Raw genomic sequence first — 17,689 nt, 5'->3', positions numbered from 1 at the left:
TAGTAAATAAATCGGCGCAAAAAAATATCAATTTTTACCAACTAATTTCATTTTGTTTATGAAATTTATGCTTAATTAGCCGATTAAAAACTAAGCGGTATTTATACTGAAATGATGAATGTTGAGGGGATAGCATGAAATCTAATGAAATAATTACTACGGAACAAACTCATTTAAATAATACAATAAAAACTATTGAAATGCTGATTGAACAAAATAAAGGTACTGAACGAAAAAAGCGCAATGATTTAGACCTTCCTGGTAACAGCATTGCTAAACATAGAGTTTCAAAATATAGTGAAGCTCGAAAAAATTTATACTATGGCCGTGTTGATATATTAGAAAAAGGTGATATAGAAACTTACTATATTGGGGAAGTTCCAGTTGTAGAAGATGAAACTAACAATATAATTTGTGATTGGCGTTCACCTTTTGGAGATGCTTTTCATGCTTTTTTTGGAGGGAACGGAAAAATTACTTATAAGATAGACAATAAATACAACAATGAAGTAACAGTATTGTTGAAACGAGAGCTTTCGATTAAACAAGATAAATTAGTAGATTATAATGATACATTTAGTGATCAAGCATTAAAAAATAAAAAAATTATTAATAAAGAAACTTATTCAAATGAGGAACAAACAGATTCAAAATACTCGGATCGATTTCTATCTGAATTACTTAATGAGTCCAGTAATGGCCATGGATTGAAGAAAGTTATTGCAACTATAAGAAAAGAACAAAATGACATAATACGATTAGGGATACAAGAACCCGTACTTATTCAAGGAGTAGCAGGAAGTGGTAAATCCACCATAGCATTAAACCGAATCTCTTACTTGTTATACAGGTATAAAGATAAACTTCTTCCGAAAAAAATCCTTATTTTAGCACCAAATAAAATGTTTTTATCTTACATAAATGGAGTTTTACCAGGACTTGATATTGAAGGAATACAACAAGATACTTTTACAACTCTAAGTAAAAAGCTCATTCCTAAACTAGGTAAAATTATTGAACCACATCATACACTTGCAGCGATCGTTAACGAACAACTTGATGAAGATGAAATAATACCATTTACAATTTTTAAAGGTTCTTTTCGCTTTAAAGAGATCATTGATGACTACATTTCCCACTTAGAAGAACACCTTGAAAATTCTATAAATGAATTGAAAATCTATGATGTATTTGAGAAAAAAGACTATATATTTTTAAAGAAGGACATTAAAGAAAAACTAACCTCCTATTCTTACCTTCCTATAGAAAAACGAAGAAAAGAAGTAATCAAAACTATTGAAAGATGGAAATCAGATTTACTTACTAAAAAGTTAGATAAGTTTAATAAAGAATTTGAAGATGCAGAAAAACAATGGGTATTTACTTTACCGGAAGATAGTGATATTAGAAAACAAACCTTTTCAGCACTAGAAAAGGCTTATGAATATAAATGTAACTTGTTTAAAAATGAAGTGACAACAAAATGGAAGACATATAAAGAAGATATTGAAGAACTAACAAGTAAATCAATTTTACAAAAGATTTTAAATCCTGTACTACTTCCGAATATGGCTCCGGAACTTGATGACAAATTGATTAATTTATTGAAAACAAATAGAACGAATAAAACTTATTATGAAGATTTAGCAGCTTTAATATATATTGAACATAAGATAAATTCACTCCCTAATACATTTGATTATATTGTAGTTGATGAAGCTCAAGATTTAAGTCCTTTTCAGATATATGTTCTAAACTTACTTACAAAATCTATGACTATCTTAGGCGATGTGACACAAAGCATCTATTCATATAATGGTATAAGCAGTTGGGATGAATTAAAAAGTACGGTATGGAAAGATAAAGCTATTAAACAAGCAGATCTTAATGTAAGTTACCGATCCACCTATGAAATTATGAACGCAGCAAATCAAATAATTATAAACGCCAACTTACCTTATCAGCTAGTCATACCTTTCAATAGAACGGGAGAAGAGGTTGTCTGCAAACAAATATCTGATGAAGACGATTTACTTGAAAATATTCTTACTTCAATCGAACAATTTTTAAAAGTTGGATATCAAAAAATTGCTATTATTCATAAGGATGCCAGAAGAAGTGAAGGGCTTTACAACCTACTAAAGCAATCTGGTATTTCATCGGTTCAACTTGTTTTAGATTCGGATGTTAATATTTCGGAGTCTATTACAGTAATACCATCATATTTAGTTAAAGGTCTTGAATTTGATGCTGTTATTATTCCAAATGCTAATGAAGAGAACTATAAAAATGAGGAGTTAGATGCAAAATTATTATTTGTATCGTTAACTCGGCCGCATCACTCGCTACATATTTTTTACCACAAAGTTATTACTCCACTTTTATCCTCGATGGTAAAAAAGGAAAAAATTAAGAAAGAACGAATTGGTATTTTGTAGACAATAAAGTAGCGTTTGATTTAAAAATATCCTCCTTAAGGGGGATATTTGTTTATGCTCCTTAGATAGATTGCAAACTGAATTATGGGGGAGTGTTTAATTTTGATAGGAAGTAAAACAAAAAGTGGTGTATTTGTTTTTAACGATTTTAGGGACAACTTAATAATAGACAGGTATGATCCAGTTTTTCAGGGGATGAGAAAATCTAAACTTTCAGCTCTTTGTAGTGAAAACAGTGAAGATGCAATCACATGGAATGTGTTTAAAACACTTGAAAAAATAAATCCACGTGATTGGCTCCCTTATTTAATAAAAAGGGCATTTAATGATGAATTTGAAAATTTAGATGAGGATAATATAAGAATTCATTTGTGGAAACAGTTAACTCCTCCTGATGCACTTTCTTTTAAAGAAGGAAAAACGGAAGTCGATGTAATTATTGAATCTGAAAACTTTGTTTGGTTTATAGAAGCAAAATACAAAAGTGATATAAGTATTAGAACAAAAAATAATTCTATGCGAAACCAAATAATAAGAAACATAGATATTGGTTTGGACTATGCAAATGACCGACCTTTATTATTTTCGCTGTTAGTTTTAGATGAGAAGCACAGTCCCAAAGGAGTTTCATTTATTAAAGAGTTGAACCATGACTGGAGCAAACTAAGTAGGTTTTATCCAAAAAGAGAAAATAATAGAATTGAAAATATTTTAGGAGTTAGCGTTATTACTTGGAGTGAAATTGAAGATGTTTTTTCATACATATCAGAAGGGAAGAGGTGTGTTTATCATTCAGATAGTGACACTTTTTTTGCTAACCAGATAATTTATTGGCTACGAAAGAAAGGAATACAAAGTAAGACTAAATGGTTCGAACAAGAATTGTTTGGGAGCTATTACAAAAATCTATCTGAAATTTTACGCCTTCCCTATCAGGCGTATGAGTTTGCTTTGGATAATATTGTTGATCCATGCCTAAAATATCGTTTACCATCTGGAATTGTAGATATAGATGGACTTCCTATAAGAGAAAATATTATAACAATTGAAGACACAGATGAAATTTCAGAATATGATTTCGAATATTGGTTCGGACAATTAAATAATGGACTTCCGATTTGGTGGAAAAAAGAAAAAAAGGATTTTGAAGAAAAATTTTTCACACTGCTTAAAGCTCACACAGAGTATGATGAGGAATATTACTGGAATATGGTTAAGAGTGATCCTAATGATGCTTTAGAACTTACATTCCGAATTTTGGCATGCTTGTTTTTAAATAATGATTAAGGAGTATTGTTATGTACCCAGAGACTACGGACTATGAAACAATAGATAGTTTTGACAATGCGGACTTAAAAGGACTAGAAAAAATAATAAATGATTTAAAGAGTAATGCTCCATATATTCAATGGGATACAAGTTGGCATGACTACGAAACTTTATCTGGAGAAATAACCAATTATGTTACTTTAAAGGTGCCACTTGAACAATATGATGATGCTGAAGAATTCTATGAAATGTATACATCGGGAGAAGATATCTCAGGCTATGTTCCAAAAGGAAGATTTCCTGGAGTATATAACTTTATAGAAGGTGAATGGGAATTAAATAAAAGTATTGTAGAATTTATAGACCTCCTATCCTTTCTAGACCATGAATTATATTATGCAACACAAACTCCTATTTTAGAACTCTTGAATCTATAGCAAAGGTATTGGCTGAGATTTATTCAAAAGCCTGGGAACTTCCTGACGGGGAGTATTTTGAAGTAGAAATTGATGATAGGGTGAAAAATCAAAATATATTTACCAAAGATCAAATTATTAAGTGTTTTATAAATTATAAGATTGATTTATTATCCATAACTGATTATTTAAACCAAATTATCAATGATATGACTAACTGGGAAGATTATCATGACGTTTATAATTATTGTGATATAAACCCTTCAATTTTGGCTGGAATCGTTTATGAATGGAATTACTCATTTAGAGATATTGAAGGCTGGGGAGAGAAGATTTTAACAGTACTTGCTTTAATACATAAGTCTATTGGACAGTTAAAACAAAATAATTAGAGCTTTTCTAGCAAATTATTTTATAGGAAGATGGTTAGGATTTTTTTCAGCAAATATTTATTAAATTACAACCTATATTCCTCGTGTAAGTATATAAAGGGGTGAACCAATGTGAATGACCGAACTTTGATGTTGTATTTTCCTGATACAGATTATGCAGCTTCATTAAAAATTTTTCAGGATCCAACAAGTCAGATTAGAGGGTTCTATTTCACAAAAAGCCAGTTAAACAAAGTGGAAATTCTAGATTACGCAAATAATCATGCAGTCTATTTTCTATTCTCGGATTCTGAAGAATCAAGTGTCTATATTGGCCAGTCTGTAAATGGAATCAAGCGTATAAAATCACATTTGAGGGAAAAAGACTTCTGGCAATATGGAATTTTGTTTGTAACTGATAATAATAGTTTTGATAAATTAAGTATTGATTACCTGGAGTACTTTTTTATTCAGGCCTTTGCAAAAACACAATATAGCCTGGAAAACCATGATTTGAGAACGGTAATGCCTAATGTAAATGTCTTTAATCAATCTACCCTGAATTCCTTTGCTTTACAAATTCAATTTCTGCTAGAGGCTATGGGAATATCGTTCAAACCATCACCATCTATCGATAATGAATTAAATAATGAAATTTTTAATGCCAAATCTCCATATAACGCTCAGATCGCGATTAGAGATGGAAAGTTCATTCTACTAGAAAACTCTGAAATTAGAGCACCGTTAGATCGAACAAAAGATTGGAGTGATGGAGGGACTTTTTATAAACGTTCATTAAGAAGATTTAACCAACTTATCGAAGCGGGTAAAGCTGTTAAATTAGACGATTCAATTGCAAAACTAGTTGATGATGTAGAATTTAATAGTCCAAGTACACCTGCCGAACTTTGTTCAGGTCATTCTCAGAATGGCTGGATCTTTTGGCAAGGGTTGGATGGACTAAGGAAAGAACAATTGGAATAAAATCTGCATAATTTGAAAGTTTACGAGGGTTTTTTAGAGATGATTTTAATTTAATTTAAATTAAAGGTCATCACTAGTAACAAAAGTGGTTATTAAAGGGAAAAGGCACGGAAAAAAATACTATTACAGTTTTTAAAAAGGGGTTTTTTATATGGGAAATAAAGCGGTTTTTGTGCTGGGTATTGCGGCTAATGTTCTATTGGTTATGAGTTTTATGTTTGCTGTTTATTTTATCTTGACTATGAAGGTTCCGGGTGGTATAGGTATCGACCCTCAACCAGACCCATCACGTTGGTTAATAGCTCTTTTAACGGTTATGGGTGGAGCAGTACAATGGGCTTTTACTATGGGATTCGCTCATTTGGTTGACAACAGCATAAAAATTGAAAAAAGGTTCGACTCTTTAGCTAACGATGTGAACAAGATAAAGGAAAAAGTGAGAGGGATTTGAATAAACTGAAATTAAAGAGTATGTAAACGCGGGTTTTTTTGGAAGTTTTTGAAACATTACTCTCATGCGCACTGTTTTGACTCAAGGTGAAGTCTATATCAGGCTAGAATGGGTCAAGAACCTTTCTCTGATTAAACCTTTTATCGATGAAGCTTATCGACTTCGACTAATGAACAGCTCCCCTAATGATTTAAAGAAGAGATAAAATAAATACGCATTTTCAATGTTAATAGTTAAAAAAACAAGGATCCTATTTTTAAGGGTCCTTGTTTTTAGTATTCGTGTAAAGTTAAGTTTAATAAAAATCATTGTCACTTAATTTTGAGATAACTTTACAAAACCGTGTCCATTTGTCAGGAAAATGGTTGCTGCCTGTCTTTATTTCACAATATGTGTCATATTCGATTCGGACACTCCAATGTGTTCCATCACACACAAGACCATTAACTTCATACTCTTCCGCCCAGTTTAAAAGGTTGCATTCATATAACCTATTTAGGAGCCATTTTATTTCGTTATCGTTTAATTTTTTTAAATCTATTCCTGGACGCTTTCTATCATATAAACTAGTTGAGTGTTCAATCGTCTTCTTAATACAATCTATTCTTACTTCGTAGTTTGGACCAGGAAATCCCCAAGTAGAAGCGTAGATTCTTGTTATTCGTTCATAAAGCTTCTTTCCTCTATACTTCTTCCAAGTATGATTACACGTCATACAATAAAATTTTGCGTTTCCTATAGCATAGTTATCCAAATTATAATCAAGAGCTTGTAATTGGTGTTCAGGTGTTTCAGGTAAGTTTGGAATAACGTCATACGTCGACGAACTTTTACACTTTGGGCAAATGGGTGATAGTCTTCTTAAGTTGATCATGTTACATCCTTCTTCATAAGTTATAGTTTTACTTAAAGTATTAAACCGGCATTTTCTTAAGATAGATTGCATCAACTGAATCATTCTCTGTTACTTTTTATATGTCTTTTACAATGACATATATGTTAATAATATTATCATTGTTGTTTTCTTTGTTGTATTATCCTCAAAAAAAGAAATAGAAATCCTTTTCTAGGAGCTCTGATTGTATACATTGTGTTCTGAATCGACCAGAACAACACCTGGTACATAATCATATTCCCTTTGTAAGAATGGAATAAATAGATTATGAATCTCTTTCACGATCTCACCGTAAATGATTTTGTTTTCAAGATAATCATCACATTTAATAACGAACATCCACATCCTACCGTGACCCTGAACAGATAGATTAGTAAACTCTAAATAAAGGGTACGGTGTAGGTACGTAGTGTCCTCATATTCAATATGAAATTTTTTCTTCAGAAACCCTTCATCAAACGTCGCTGGAACTTCCCAAAACCGAATGTCTCTTTTGTTCATTTCATTACCTCCTTATCAACTTAGAAATAAATGTATAAGAGAAGATGGAAAGAATCAAAAGGCCATTTACTAAGTTTAAAGGATACAAAATTATCAATATGACTAATTTAACCAGACGAAATCAGTCATATTGAACAAAAATAAAAGCCAATAAAGCTCATTCCTAACTATTTTTTATGAAAATAAACGTATCAATATTTATAATATTTATCTCATTAAGCAAACAAATTCCTGAAACACAACAATATAGAATTAGGTAAAAAGGTGTGAAAATTGTTCACTTTCGACAATAAGACCTAAAATCCTTTAAAACTAACTTGGGAAAATTGTCCTTTTATGTCATCGATTATAACTTACTATTAACCCCCTTTTTTCCCAACTTTTTCCTCTTGTATTTGTGGTACCATTTTATGTAAGTAATGATAGGGAGGAAGATAAAGTGAAAAAAGGAAAACTATTATCGTTAGTTTTAGGGGGCTGTTTGTTTGGAGCTGGCTTTGCTGGAGCTCATTTCAATGAAACAGCAAATGCAGGTACAGTAGTGTATGACACCTCAACCTGCACGGTGGCTCATAGTGGCACTGGTAATACTTGTAACAACTATACATACGGGTATTCTTGGCAAGGTGGAGGAACGTTCCAGCATACACATTCTCATAAGTATACTGGGTACTCAAGTTCCATCACTTACACGAATCAAAAGTGGGATCCTACTTCTGTCACTGCGGGTGACCCGTTCTACAATTATGCTTGGGTAAGTGACAAAGGGGTTGTAGATTATTATGGAAGATCCTACTCGGGTACTCTTTTCAGAGATGTTAGTTATATCTCTATTTCAATGAATAATAACGTAAGTTTAACTGGACAGTCTACGCTAAGAATGATTAGTGATATTTGGGCTGCAGGATCAGACAACCAATACACATACGATGCAATTACTTATCCAAGATAAGGGGTGAATAAGATGGAAAAGAAAAAAATGATAAAATTTACGTTAGCTTTTGGATTATTGGTAGGTGGTTACTCAGCTGGATCCGTATTAACAAGTGCTTCTAATGATGATAATGCTCCTATCGAGTTGAAGGAATCAAAGGACGTAAAACCATTAGCACAAAATGTTAAAGTCGCTAAATCCGAATTGAAGGCAAACTTCAAAGCTAAAATCAAGATGCCTAAACAACTACCTTTTAAAGTAGATAAAGTGTTAGCTAGAGTTGATGATATGGGAAGTAAAGATCAAACTGATGATTTACAAGCATATGAGCAATTCTTCTGGGGTAATGACGGAAGCGTTATTTCTGTAAGAGTTCACGATTTTGTTCCCAAAGTACATTATGAAGAAGAGAAGATGCCTGAAAAATCTAAGTTGAAAAACGGCGCTGATGTTAATTATTTCTTTAATGGTTATGCGGAAATGATCGATTGGGTCGATGAAGAAACAGGATATCAGTATATGGTTACAAGATACCTTGATAAAGACAAAAAGGCTAAAGTTTCAAAAGTTGTAGCATTAGAGATGGTAAATTCGTTTGACTTCGAACAATAATTGAAATGATAAAATAAAAACATTCTAAAGGTTTTTCTTTAGAATGTTTTTATTTTATCCAAACTATTTTGCGGTAAGCTACGTCTTATATGTACAACAATGATGGAGGGGCTCACTATGGGGTATAACCGTTCGGAAGCGAATGGTCTTCAACACATAAGTTCTAAAGAAGAGCAATTCGAACAGATTATGGAGATATACAGCACAGATATTTTTCGCCTAGCTTATAGTTATGTGAAAAACAAGTCTCAAGCTGATGATGTTACCCAAGCAGTTTTTATAAAGTGTTTTACAAAATTTGAACAGTTTAGGGGAAAGAATTTCAAAAGTTGGTTATACCAAATTACGGTGAACATCTGTAAAGATTATTTTAGAAGCTGGCATTACAGACAAACAATCATATCAGATAGTTTAATAACATTCTTTAAAGAAAAATCTGCAGAAGAGGTCCTTCTGGAAAGAGACGAAAATAAGCAGATATCAGATGCGGTTTTAGATCTACCTGTTAAATATCGCGAAATTATATTTTTGCATTATTTTGAAGAGCTATCGTTAATTGAGATTAGTAACTTATTAGAACTCAACCTCAACACAATCAAAACTCGTCATAAAAGGGCAAAAGATCTCTTGAAAAATGCGTTTATGGAAAGGGGTATTTAAAATGGAGAACAGATTAACTAAAATTAGAGAAGCGATGTTAGAGAGCACCTTTAAAGATGCTAAGTTTTCAGAAGAGAGAAAAAGAGAAGTGATGGATTCTATATCTATCTTACCGAATAAAGTATCTCCTTTTAAGAGATTCTCTCTGTTAAAACCAGTAATGAATATTGCTATATGTACAGTCTTGCTTGGGGGAACGAGTTTCTTTATCTTTCAGGAGTTGAGCGGAGATAGCAGCCAAACAACTATTCGATCAGGCGATCAAATTGATGTTTCCCAACTTAAGCTTGAACACACGGTTGGGAATGAGAGGAAAATTTTCAGTCCAGTATCTATTGAAAAAGCGAAAGAAGTAGTATTATTTAATTATAATTTACCGTACTATCTTCCATTTTCGAAAAAAGAACCTGTAGCTACGATTACAGAATGGTTTGAAGATAAAAATAAAATCTCCGTTGATGTTAAGTATATTCCTGACACAACCGATCAGGGGGCAAGATATGTTGAATTAACGATTTCTAACTTTCCTAACAATGTAAATTCAATCATAAAAAAACATGATTATCATCAAGAAGTATCATTGAACGGAAATAATGCTTATTTAACGAAAAATGAGAATGTCGACATGATAAGTTGGATTGATAACGGTATTGAATATGATTTGAGGTATTATTCATTTAAGAATAAGAGTGGCGAGGAATCTGAAGAGCTGCTTAAAATAGCCAAATCTATGAAATAACAACTAGAGGAGTGTTTTTAAAATGATGCTGTCTAATGTAAAAACAATAGTAGCTGTAACTTTAATCTGTATGTTATTAGGATGCAGTAACACAACAATCGATAACACAAATTCCGAAGAGGAAAAACGCTTTTTAGCAGAGGATGCAAATAAAGTTGCTCTTTTTATCGTTGGAGATGAGAGAGACAGTTTTGACCTAGAGGAAGATGCGGAAATAAACAACATTCAATCTATCTTTAATGCCAGCTCGTTAAAGAGAGCTCAACAAAAATATGAGTTTTTAAAGTTAAAAGAAGAACCAACTTATATTGTCTTTGATAATAAAGAGGAAATTTATAGAACAGATGATTATAACCAGCTAGTTAATTTCCTTAAAAACAATACTGGGAATTAAAAATGGAATGAAACATAAGAGATAAGTCGATATATATAAAATCTCCAAGTATTCTTACTTGGTGGCTATGTTGAACTTTTACAATTATAAAAAAGTGTTTTACAGGATGGTGGGTAAACTAAAAATCATAAAGTGGTGAAATGATGTCTATTCTGAATAGTTTTTTTACAGCATTGTCTATCCTTTTTTTTCTAGTAATTTTTGAATGGAAGGATAAGTACAAGGGTAGTTTCCTTAAGAAAACTTATATCATCGTTATTCAAGTAACAATAATGACGATTATAGTTTACGTCATCAGCAAACTATTCGGATAACGGACTGAGAACAGAAAGAGGTTGCATCTAAAGTAGGTGCAACCTCTTTTTAATGTATGTACAAGCAGTACCTAGGGGATTGAGTCATGGGGGAGTGATTTATTTTTCTAGGAATTTCTCCTACTCAGCTTCAGCCAGCTGTTCGGAAATAATACCTTTTTTATCACAAGAAAAAAGGTATTACTCCCTATTTCTCACAATCTAGCATTCTCTTTCAAACTTATGAATCATTCGATTCTTCTCCTGTTCGCAAAAGGCTTGCACCGTAGAGAGATGCCAATATTTTTTGCCACTGCCCAAAAAAAGATCGGCTTTTGGCACTTTCCCTCGTTCATAATACAAGTTCAGTTTTTGCCGGTCATACGGAACTCCCTGATCAGTCAAGTACCGAGCAAACTCCGTTTGATTCAAATAATCCGAACCATCTTTAATAAGACTATAAGAAGGCTTTTGAATGAGATACGTCTCTTCCCTGAAATAACGAGTAATAAGTTCTAATGCCAACTCCAGCCAATCACCGTCTAAATGCTGATACAAAAGAGCAAGATCAAAATGTTCCTGTTTAGGGTTTTCAAAAAAGCTCCCCAGCTGCAGGAACGTTCGTTTTACAGGGTCCATAGCGCTTAAAACTTCTTCATTCATGTTCTTTTTTCCTAACAAGTGCTGCTCAAGATCCGGAAAAACTTCCAATATTTTTTTGGTCGTATGTTTCATGACGTTCCCTCCTGTATACTTTGTATACATAGTGTACATCATTTCGTATACAAAGTATACAAAATAATCACCCACTCAAAAGGAAAAAGATTCGCAATAAACTTTAAGGTTATGAAAAAAAAAGCTCCAAAATAGATACAACCCATACATACCACTTTATATTTTGAAAAAATTACCGATTACAGGTATGGTTGCTGCTAAAAATAAGAAGTGATTTTCATAGATCTGGTTAAAAGGGAGGCACTAATGTCTTGGAAAGCAAGCAATATATCACAGTTATGGATAAGCACGGAATTCAAATATCGAAATGCACCAAGAAGAGAGCACATCAATTGATCACTCGTCAGTGTGCTGATTGGATTGGCTGGAACACCTTGAAGCTCCGTTACAATAGAGAGGATAAAAAGATATTCAGACAAGTAGCCATAGAACGAGACAAATACACATGTTACATATGCGGTAAAGTAATGCATCACGACCATCCTGAATTAACAGCAGATCATATCATAGCAAGGGCAAAAGGCGGCAGTGATCTTCCTGAAAACCAGGCTTGCTGCTGTAAGCCTTGCAATGAACAAAAAGGGAAAATGGATTTAAAAACGTTCTTAGTAACTAAAAATACACAAGTAAATTTTTAACTATTAGTACTCAAAATATAAATTAAAGGAAATATAGGATTATGAAAAAAACATTGTCAATATTAGAGTTTCAAGTATTTTTACAGAGTGTGCTAGAGTCAGGAAATGAAATTTGTGTTCAATTAATTGGTGATAGTAACCACTATCCTGAAGTAACTTCTAATTTCAGTGTTAATAAAGGCATTCCTATTTTAAGTGGTTTCCAGTTTCATGTTTCAAAAGGTCATATAACATTATTTTTTGATCAATATGCTGCAAGTAAAAAACAAGGTGTATTGAATCCTCCTCTTGAATTAACATTTCATTATGAACGTGATAATCCTAAAGGCTACTGGCTTTACTTTGGAAACATCTACTTGTTTTTTAAAGAAGAAGGTGTGATAGAACTACTTGAAAACTTAAAGGAAGAAGTAAGAAAAGAAGAAGCAAAACTCGAAAGACAGAGAGAACTCAATGAAGAGGCAAATCAAAACTTATCAAGAGATGTTTTAGAAAGTATTGATAACATTCTGGAATATTAAAATAAATGCCAAGGAGATCAGACAGTGACAAAACGAACTAAACAAGGAATTATTGATTTATCTGTATTTAGAAATAAGAAAATGGAAGAGCGTAAAGCTTCTTTTGATGCGCGCGCGATTATCGATACGATTCCTTCTGGATTCGAGACGACTTTAAATAATGGAGAACCTACTCGTTTAAATACGGTATCCGCTGTCTGCACACCTGAGAAGATCATGATCGTACTTCAGGATGACAACGACAAAGAAGAAGCTCCATTCTTGATGGTTGCTCCGCATAAGGACGATAAGTTCGTGAATGAACTTCGTCCAGCTGAAGAGGAGGAATTATTAGAATTTCAAAGCATCATGAGAGAGCACGAAGAGAAAGTAAAGTCAGGTGAAGCAGACGTAATAGAACAAAGTACTGAAGATGCTCCATTCTAGTTATAAAAACAGTTGTAAGATTGGTGCTAACTTTATTGTTTTAAGATATTAGATGGAAATCTATTATATAAATAGAATAAATGAGCAAAAAAAAAGGGAGGATTTCCTCCCTCTCTCTTACAATCTAGCATTCTCTTTCAAACTGTAGTAGTTGGCTTTTGTATTGATGATGAGATGATCTAATACCTCAATCCCTAGTATCTTTCCGCATTCTACAAGCCTTGATGTCACCTCAATATCTTCTCGAGAAGGCGTGACATCTTGACTAGGATGCTGATGGCTCACGATGATCGATGCACTGTTATTTAGAATCGCAGACTTGAATACCTCTCTAGGCATAAAGATGCTAGCGTTTAACCCTCCCACATGGCAGCGATGCACTGCAACCACTTGGTTCTTCGTGTTAAGACACATCACAAAGAACACCTCACGATCATCATCTCCAATAAATTGAGCTGCAACATCCGCAGCGTCCTGTGGCGAACGAATAACGAACTTTTCGTTTGCCTCCACCTCCTTGATTACTTGTTTAATCCTCACTACTTCGTAGATTGTTTCCATTTTAATCTCTCCCTTCCGTGTTGAGGAAGCCTGAACAATTCGTGCAAACAGGGGGAAGGGTGCGCTCACGAAGAAGCGAACTTGCCAGAGAGGGGTAGGGAAAGGCCATGCTTTACGGGCTTTTCCGTTAGAAAGCGAGGAAAGCCCAATGACTTAGCCACCGTTAGCTTGCGTACTTTGCAAGATTACGGTGGTTTAGCCGACTTGGCTTTGCCGATTTCTTTCCCCGAACGCCCGCCCTTCCGGCTGTAATAAGCGAAGTTGTTACTATGAAGAGAACGAAGGAAGGAGAAGAGCCGCACCCACCGGCGGCGAAAAGCAGATCGAAAGGAATGCCGTCGCCTAACGTCAAGGGCTCGATGCCCGCAGCCGTTATATCAAAGTGATTTTTTCTAAAACTGCGAAAACAGATGAAGAAAAAGAAGCGAACTGTATTTAGGCGTAGCCGGATCCAGTCGGGTTTAAGGGGTTCGATGCCCCGCAAAATCGCATCTATTATGTATTGAGTTAACTTGGTTTCTATAAATATAGATGCAATGTTTTTGCTGTTATCTTATGATTTTTCTATATTTTATCATTGGCGCGTAAAATATTATTTTTTTTTTAATTAAATGCGTTTACAAACCCAAAAATTGGTGGTATATTACTAATATACAAAACGCATCAATGGTAAAAATAAATACAGTTAGATCAGGGAGGCGTAACTGATGGATAAGTATTGGAAAGTGGTTTGCTATTACGGCCATGTAGGAAGCAGAAATGAAGTAAGTGTACCGAGATTTTTAAAAACCCCTTGTCACTTCAATTCAATTGATGTCATTGACCTTGTAAGTACCATGCCTGGAGTAAAAAAAGGGAAGGGACCTCTTTCTGCGGTCCGTGCAATCGAACCAATCTCCGAAGCTGCTTATCTATCAGGAAAAGAAACAGAGCATGAAAACTTGTATTTAAAGAAACTCAGGACATTTAATTTATACAAAACAAAAACAAAAGAAACAGCTTAAAAAACAGAAAGGGTGCTTCCAATTGACGATTCAATTTAATGAAAAAAGTATGGAAATAGAGATAGTTAAAATTTTAAAAGAAAGGGGATTGCCGGTTGTTAAACAAGAGGTTCGTATGAATAATAAAATTGTTGATCTAGTGGGCTACACCGTTACCCCAGACAACGAACTTGTTCCTCAAGTTGTAGTAGAAATCAAACTACAACCTACTATGTCAGCTCAAAAACAATTAATGAGCTATGCAGAGATTTTTCAAACACCGTATGCTCTACTGGTTACACCGGATAGAACAATCTGGTTTGAAACAGATACTTTTCTACCTATAGAGAATCCAACTTTCAAAACAGAAAAAATATTTGTTGAAGACCTACAAGAAATTGAAAGAACTTTTCATGTTTTATTAGATGCCTTCCGTGGGGATATGCCTCCTCAGAACAGCTGGCTTATTATCCTTCAAGGATTACTGACACGATCATATTTACAAAAAAATGAGTCCCTTGAACAATGGCATGAAATGGATCAAAACAAGTTTTATGATTTACTGGAAACAACAATATATCAACATTATGGAATTGATCAGTATGTTGAAAAACAAATAATTGGAGAAAGAAACTTTAAGCATTTTATTTGGAAATTAGGTGAAATTCCAGCAACTCATCCTTTATATGGTCAATTGATGATTAATCTAATAGAACGTAATAATTTTCACGGGGAGTATCTGACTTCTCCCACTGTTCGAGAATTATTTGCAGGCATTATTAACTCCTTAAATTTAAACAGTTTATCTGTTCTAGACATGGGAGTAGGCTATGGAAGCATCGCTCATTCTCTGATAAATAGTAATCTTAATATTAAGAAGTTAACCGCAATTGAGCTTAACAAGTCCACAGCGAATTATTTTAAAATGTTAAGCGTTATTAGTGGACACAAGAATACTCATACAATCTCTGGCGATGCTCTTGAACCAAATAACAGTTTAAATACTTTATATGATGTAGTAGTAGTAGATCCACCTTTTGGAAAAGTTCAAAAAATGAAAGATGAATACTTTAGATACTCCGTGACGAATAAGGGAAAGAGAAAATTTCTTGAGACTTCTGAATTATTTTTAGAAAGAGCTACTGAAATGGTTTTACCTGGTGGTTATGTAGTTGCATTAGTAACAGAATCTTTCTTATTTAGTGAAACAGCGCAAATAACACGCTCTTTGCTAAAGGAACGAATGATAGTGGAGGCGATTATTAGTCTTCCCCCTCATACTTTGAAGCCGTATACAGGGATAAAAGTCAACCTACTAGTTTTAAGGAGAAAGACCAGTAATAAAGAAAAAGCAGATAACCTTTTCCTCGCTAATTGTGAGAGTGTTGAACAATTCTCTGAAGCAGTAGAGGGCTATAAGAACTGGAAAAATGGGGGGTACTCTTGAATGATTATGATGAAAGTCATGCCATACGAAATTTTAGAGAACAAGGTTTGGTCTATTAATTCATTACTAACTCCAGTGGCTAGTAATACTGAAGGTACTCCTCTAATTGACTCGGTGGATGTTAATCCAGAAAAACTCGATCGTAAGAATATCAAATCGAATCAATTATACACATACATCGACTTGAGTGCAGTTTCAGCAGAAAAAGGAGTTATTGTTGATGCTAAACAATTTCTTGGTAAAGATCTTCCCACGCGGGCATCACTTTTAGTAAAAGAAGGGGATATCATCCTTTCTACAGTGCGACCGGAACGGAACTTGGTTGCAATTATTGGGAAAGAATTTTCGGGTAGCATTATCAACAACACGTTTGTAGTTTTAAGGCCAAAACAAGGAACTAACGTCTCACCATTATTGTATTTCATTCTACGAAGCACTGAAGTTCGTAGAAACCTAGTTTCACTAGCTAGAGGTACAGCAGTACCGACGATTAAGATAAGTGATCTATCATTAATTCACTTACCCTTCCTTGAATTAGATTTCGAGAAAGTAGACAGAGCTCAAGGTCTATATGATTTATGGTTTAAGAAACAAGCTAAAGTAAAGTCTTTAGACACAATTATTGAAGATATATTTATTGCAAAAGGCATGCGTTCCGATTCACATGATTCTTCCAATGTAATCAAGAATTCTTTTTATAAGATATTACCTTATGAAGATTTAGAGGATCGGATGGATGTAGGTTACTACATGACCCTTACTATAGGTAAACAATGGTCAGTCCCAACATTATCACTTGATAGTGTTTCGGATTTCCGGTCAGGAGCAGCGATACCTGCAAAAGAATATCAAGAGAACGGAGTACCTTACGTACGAATCAAAGACTTAAATGAAAGCTCAATTTTATTAGACGATATGATATATGTAAAAGACGATTTTTCTATAAATAACCCAAAAGCTGTTTTAAATGAAGGAAACGTTATAATCTCGAGAGTTGGTACAATCGGAAAAGCAGCTATAGTCGATCAAAGATTAGACGGTAGTATCGCCAATCAGCACATAACAATTGTTGATGTCGATACCAAACGACTGATACCCGAGTATTTAAACTTTTACTTGCAAACTTCCTGGGCTGTAAACCAACTGATGCAAAGAGCTAAAGGAGCAGCTCAGCAATTTATAAAACTAAAAGATATAAAGGAACTTCAGGTTCCACTTCCATCCTTACAAGAGCAGCAAACAATAGTAAACTTAATAAAGGAAGCTATTAAATCAAATTCAGATGATCAACTTGAAAAAGAAATTCAAACATTCACCAAAGAACTCGTGAAGCAAGAAAACACTCATCACTAGCTGGTCCAGGATAACCGACAATACTAAAAACCTTCTAAGGCAATCAATAAAAACTATGTCTAACAAGC

At 33.8% G+C, this 17,689-nt stretch carries 21 protein-coding genes; 17 read left to right on the top strand and 4 right to left on the bottom strand.

The window, feature by feature from the left end:
- The first annotated feature begins 134 nt into the window (after positions 1-134).
- From UN64_RS02200 to UN64_RS02175, 6 genes are all read left to right on the top strand, one after another.
- Positions 135-2,438, top strand: a complete 2,304-nt coding sequence (locus UN64_RS02200; RefSeq protein ID WP_077359462.1) for a HelD family protein — start codon at positions 135-137, stop codon at positions 2,436-2,438.
- 102 nt (positions 2,439-2,540) lie between these two features.
- The gene (locus tag UN64_RS02195) at positions 2,541-3,725 is read left to right on the top strand and encodes a hypothetical protein (RefSeq protein ID WP_077359461.1); all 1,185 of its coding nucleotides are present in this window, start codon (positions 2,541-2,543) and stop codon (positions 3,723-3,725) included.
- 11 nt (positions 3,726-3,736) lie between these two features.
- Positions 3,737-4,144, top strand: a complete 408-nt coding sequence (locus UN64_RS02190) for a hypothetical protein (protein WP_077359460.1) — start codon at positions 3,737-3,739, stop codon at positions 4,142-4,144.
- Between the two features lie 8 nt (positions 4,145-4,152).
- Positions 4,153-4,515 carry a hypothetical protein gene (locus UN64_RS02185; protein WP_077359459.1) on the top strand — a complete coding sequence of 121 codons (363 nt, stop codon included), beginning with the start codon at positions 4,153-4,155 and terminating at the stop codon, positions 4,513-4,515.
- A gap of 111 nt (positions 4,516-4,626) precedes the next feature.
- Positions 4,627-5,478 (top strand): GIY-YIG nuclease family protein, encoded by an 852-nt coding sequence (locus UN64_RS02180; protein ID WP_077359458.1) that lies wholly within the window; start codon positions 4,627-4,629, stop codon positions 5,476-5,478.
- A 151-nt stretch (positions 5,479-5,629) separates the two neighbouring features.
- Positions 5,630-5,929 carry a hypothetical protein gene (locus UN64_RS02175; protein ID WP_077359457.1) on the top strand — a complete coding sequence of 100 codons (300 nt, stop codon included), beginning with the start codon at positions 5,630-5,632 and terminating at the stop codon, positions 5,927-5,929.
- Between the two features lie 295 nt (positions 5,930-6,224).
- On the opposite strand, the gene UN64_RS02170 is transcribed toward UN64_RS02175, so the two are convergent.
- Positions 6,225-6,803, bottom strand: a complete 579-nt coding sequence (locus UN64_RS02170; RefSeq protein ID WP_077359456.1) for a hypothetical protein — start codon at positions 6,801-6,803, stop codon at positions 6,225-6,227.
- Between the two features lie 192 nt (positions 6,804-6,995).
- The gene (locus UN64_RS02165) at positions 6,996-7,325 is read right to left on the bottom strand and encodes a hypothetical protein (RefSeq protein WP_077359455.1); all 330 of its coding nucleotides are present in this window, start codon (positions 7,323-7,325) and stop codon (positions 6,996-6,998) included.
- Between the two features lie 439 nt (positions 7,326-7,764).
- On the opposite strand from UN64_RS02165, the gene UN64_RS02160 reads away from it, so the two are divergent.
- The 5 genes from UN64_RS02160 (at position 7,765) to UN64_RS02140 (ending at position 10,664) form a co-directional block, all read left to right on the top strand.
- Positions 7,765-8,277 carry a hypothetical protein gene (locus UN64_RS02160; RefSeq protein ID WP_077359454.1) on the top strand — a complete coding sequence of 171 codons (513 nt, stop codon included), beginning with the start codon at positions 7,765-7,767 and terminating at the stop codon, positions 8,275-8,277.
- 12 nt (positions 8,278-8,289) lie between these two features.
- The gene (locus UN64_RS02155; protein WP_077359453.1) at positions 8,290-8,871 is read left to right on the top strand and encodes a hypothetical protein; all 582 of its coding nucleotides are present in this window, start codon (positions 8,290-8,292) and stop codon (positions 8,869-8,871) included.
- 117 nt (positions 8,872-8,988) lie between these two features.
- The gene (locus UN64_RS02150; protein ID WP_077359452.1) at positions 8,989-9,531 is read left to right on the top strand and encodes a sigma-70 family RNA polymerase sigma factor; all 543 of its coding nucleotides are present in this window, start codon (positions 8,989-8,991) and stop codon (positions 9,529-9,531) included.
- A gap of 1 nt (position 9,532) precedes the next feature.
- Positions 9,533-10,270 carry a DUF4367 domain-containing protein gene (locus tag UN64_RS02145; protein ID WP_171978773.1) on the top strand — a complete coding sequence of 246 codons (738 nt, stop codon included), beginning with the start codon at positions 9,533-9,535 and terminating at the stop codon, positions 10,268-10,270.
- A 22-nt stretch (positions 10,271-10,292) separates the two neighbouring features.
- Positions 10,293-10,664, top strand: a complete 372-nt coding sequence (locus UN64_RS02140) for a hypothetical protein (protein WP_077359450.1) — start codon at positions 10,293-10,295, stop codon at positions 10,662-10,664.
- A 515-nt stretch (positions 10,665-11,179) separates the two neighbouring features.
- On the opposite strand, the gene UN64_RS02135 is transcribed toward UN64_RS02140, so the two are convergent.
- Complete coding sequence (locus UN64_RS02135; protein ID WP_077359449.1) at positions 11,180-11,692, bottom strand: hypothetical protein; 513 nt, start codon at positions 11,690-11,692, stop codon at positions 11,180-11,182.
- Positions 11,693-11,943: 251 nt separating this feature from the next.
- On the opposite strand from UN64_RS02135, the gene UN64_RS02130 reads away from it, so the two are divergent.
- From UN64_RS02130 to UN64_RS02120, 3 genes are read left to right on the top strand one after another with little or no spacing between them, the layout of a single operon-like run.
- Positions 11,944-12,330, top strand: a complete 387-nt coding sequence (locus UN64_RS02130; protein ID WP_077359448.1) for an HNH endonuclease — start codon at positions 11,944-11,946, stop codon at positions 12,328-12,330.
- A 41-nt stretch (positions 12,331-12,371) separates the two neighbouring features.
- Positions 12,372-12,851, top strand: a complete 480-nt coding sequence (locus tag UN64_RS02125) for a hypothetical protein (protein ID WP_077359447.1) — start codon at positions 12,372-12,374, stop codon at positions 12,849-12,851.
- 24 nt (positions 12,852-12,875) lie between these two features.
- On the top strand, positions 12,876-13,277 hold the full coding sequence (locus UN64_RS02120) for a hypothetical protein (RefSeq protein ID WP_077359446.1): 402 nt from the start codon (positions 12,876-12,878) through the stop codon (positions 13,275-13,277).
- 117 nt (positions 13,278-13,394) lie between these two features.
- On the opposite strand, the gene UN64_RS02115 is transcribed toward UN64_RS02120, so the two are convergent.
- A complete protein-coding gene (locus tag UN64_RS02115) occupies positions 13,395-13,838 on the bottom strand; it encodes a JAB domain-containing protein (protein ID WP_077359445.1) in 444 nt (147 codons plus the stop codon).
- Between the two features lie 707 nt (positions 13,839-14,545).
- Here UN64_RS02115 and UN64_RS02110 point away from each other — a divergent pair.
- The 3 genes from UN64_RS02110 to UN64_RS02100 are packed head-to-tail and all read left to right on the top strand — an operon-like array spanning position 14,546 to position 17,621.
- Complete coding sequence (locus UN64_RS02110; protein WP_077359444.1) at positions 14,546-14,842, top strand: hypothetical protein; 297 nt, start codon at positions 14,546-14,548, stop codon at positions 14,840-14,842.
- A gap of 22 nt (positions 14,843-14,864) precedes the next feature.
- Positions 14,865-16,268, top strand: a complete 1,404-nt coding sequence (locus UN64_RS02105; RefSeq protein WP_077359443.1) for an N-6 DNA methylase — start codon at positions 14,865-14,867, stop codon at positions 16,266-16,268.
- The gene (locus UN64_RS02100; RefSeq protein WP_077359442.1) at positions 16,269-17,621 is read left to right on the top strand and encodes a restriction endonuclease subunit S; all 1,353 of its coding nucleotides are present in this window, start codon (positions 16,269-16,271) and stop codon (positions 17,619-17,621) included.
- Positions 17,622-17,689 lie beyond the last annotated feature (68 nt).

The sequence above is a fragment of the Fictibacillus arsenicus genome (assembly GCF_001999465.1).
Lineage (GTDB): Bacteria > Bacillota > Bacilli > Bacillales > Fictibacillaceae > Fictibacillus > Fictibacillus arsenicus.
The sequence above is the reverse complement of the archived record's forward strand: the minus strand, read 5'-3'. Positions and strand labels throughout refer to the sequence as shown.

Excerpts from the sequence above, each read along its gene's own strand:
- UN64_RS02150 (WP_077359452.1), top strand. The coding sequence starts at position 8,989 with ATGGGGTATAACCGTTCGGAAGCGAATGGTCTTCAACACATAAGTTCT.
- UN64_RS02135 (WP_077359449.1), bottom strand. The coding sequence starts at position 11,692 with ATGAAACATACGACCAAAAAAATATTGGAAGTTTTTCCGGATCTTGAG.
- UN64_RS02170 (WP_077359456.1), bottom strand. The coding sequence starts at position 6,803 with ATGATCAACTTAAGAAGACTATCACCCATTTGCCCAAAGTGTAAAAGT.
- UN64_RS02155 (WP_077359453.1), top strand. The coding sequence starts at position 8,290 with ATGGAAAAGAAAAAAATGATAAAATTTACGTTAGCTTTTGGATTATTG.
- UN64_RS02110 (WP_077359444.1), top strand. The coding sequence starts at position 14,546 with ATGGATAAGTATTGGAAAGTGGTTTGCTATTACGGCCATGTAGGAAGC.
- UN64_RS02175 (WP_077359457.1), top strand. The coding sequence starts at position 5,630 with ATGGGAAATAAAGCGGTTTTTGTGCTGGGTATTGCGGCTAATGTTCTA.
- UN64_RS02190 (WP_077359460.1), top strand. The coding sequence starts at position 3,737 with ATGTACCCAGAGACTACGGACTATGAAACAATAGATAGTTTTGACAAT.
- UN64_RS02165 (WP_077359455.1), bottom strand. The coding sequence starts at position 7,325 with ATGAACAAAAGAGACATTCGGTTTTGGGAAGTTCCAGCGACGTTTGAT.
- UN64_RS02115 (WP_077359445.1), bottom strand. The coding sequence starts at position 13,838 with ATGGAAACAATCTACGAAGTAGTGAGGATTAAACAAGTAATCAAGGAG.
- UN64_RS02100 (WP_077359442.1), top strand. The coding sequence starts at position 16,269 with ATGATTATGATGAAAGTCATGCCATACGAAATTTTAGAGAACAAGGTT.
- UN64_RS02140 (WP_077359450.1), top strand. The coding sequence starts at position 10,293 with ATGATGCTGTCTAATGTAAAAACAATAGTAGCTGTAACTTTAATCTGT.
- UN64_RS02125 (WP_077359447.1), top strand. The coding sequence starts at position 12,372 with ATGAAAAAAACATTGTCAATATTAGAGTTTCAAGTATTTTTACAGAGT.
- UN64_RS02200 (WP_077359462.1), top strand. The coding sequence starts at position 135 with ATGAAATCTAATGAAATAATTACTACGGAACAAACTCATTTAAATAAT.
- UN64_RS02145 (WP_171978773.1), top strand. The coding sequence starts at position 9,533 with ATGGAGAACAGATTAACTAAAATTAGAGAAGCGATGTTAGAGAGCACC.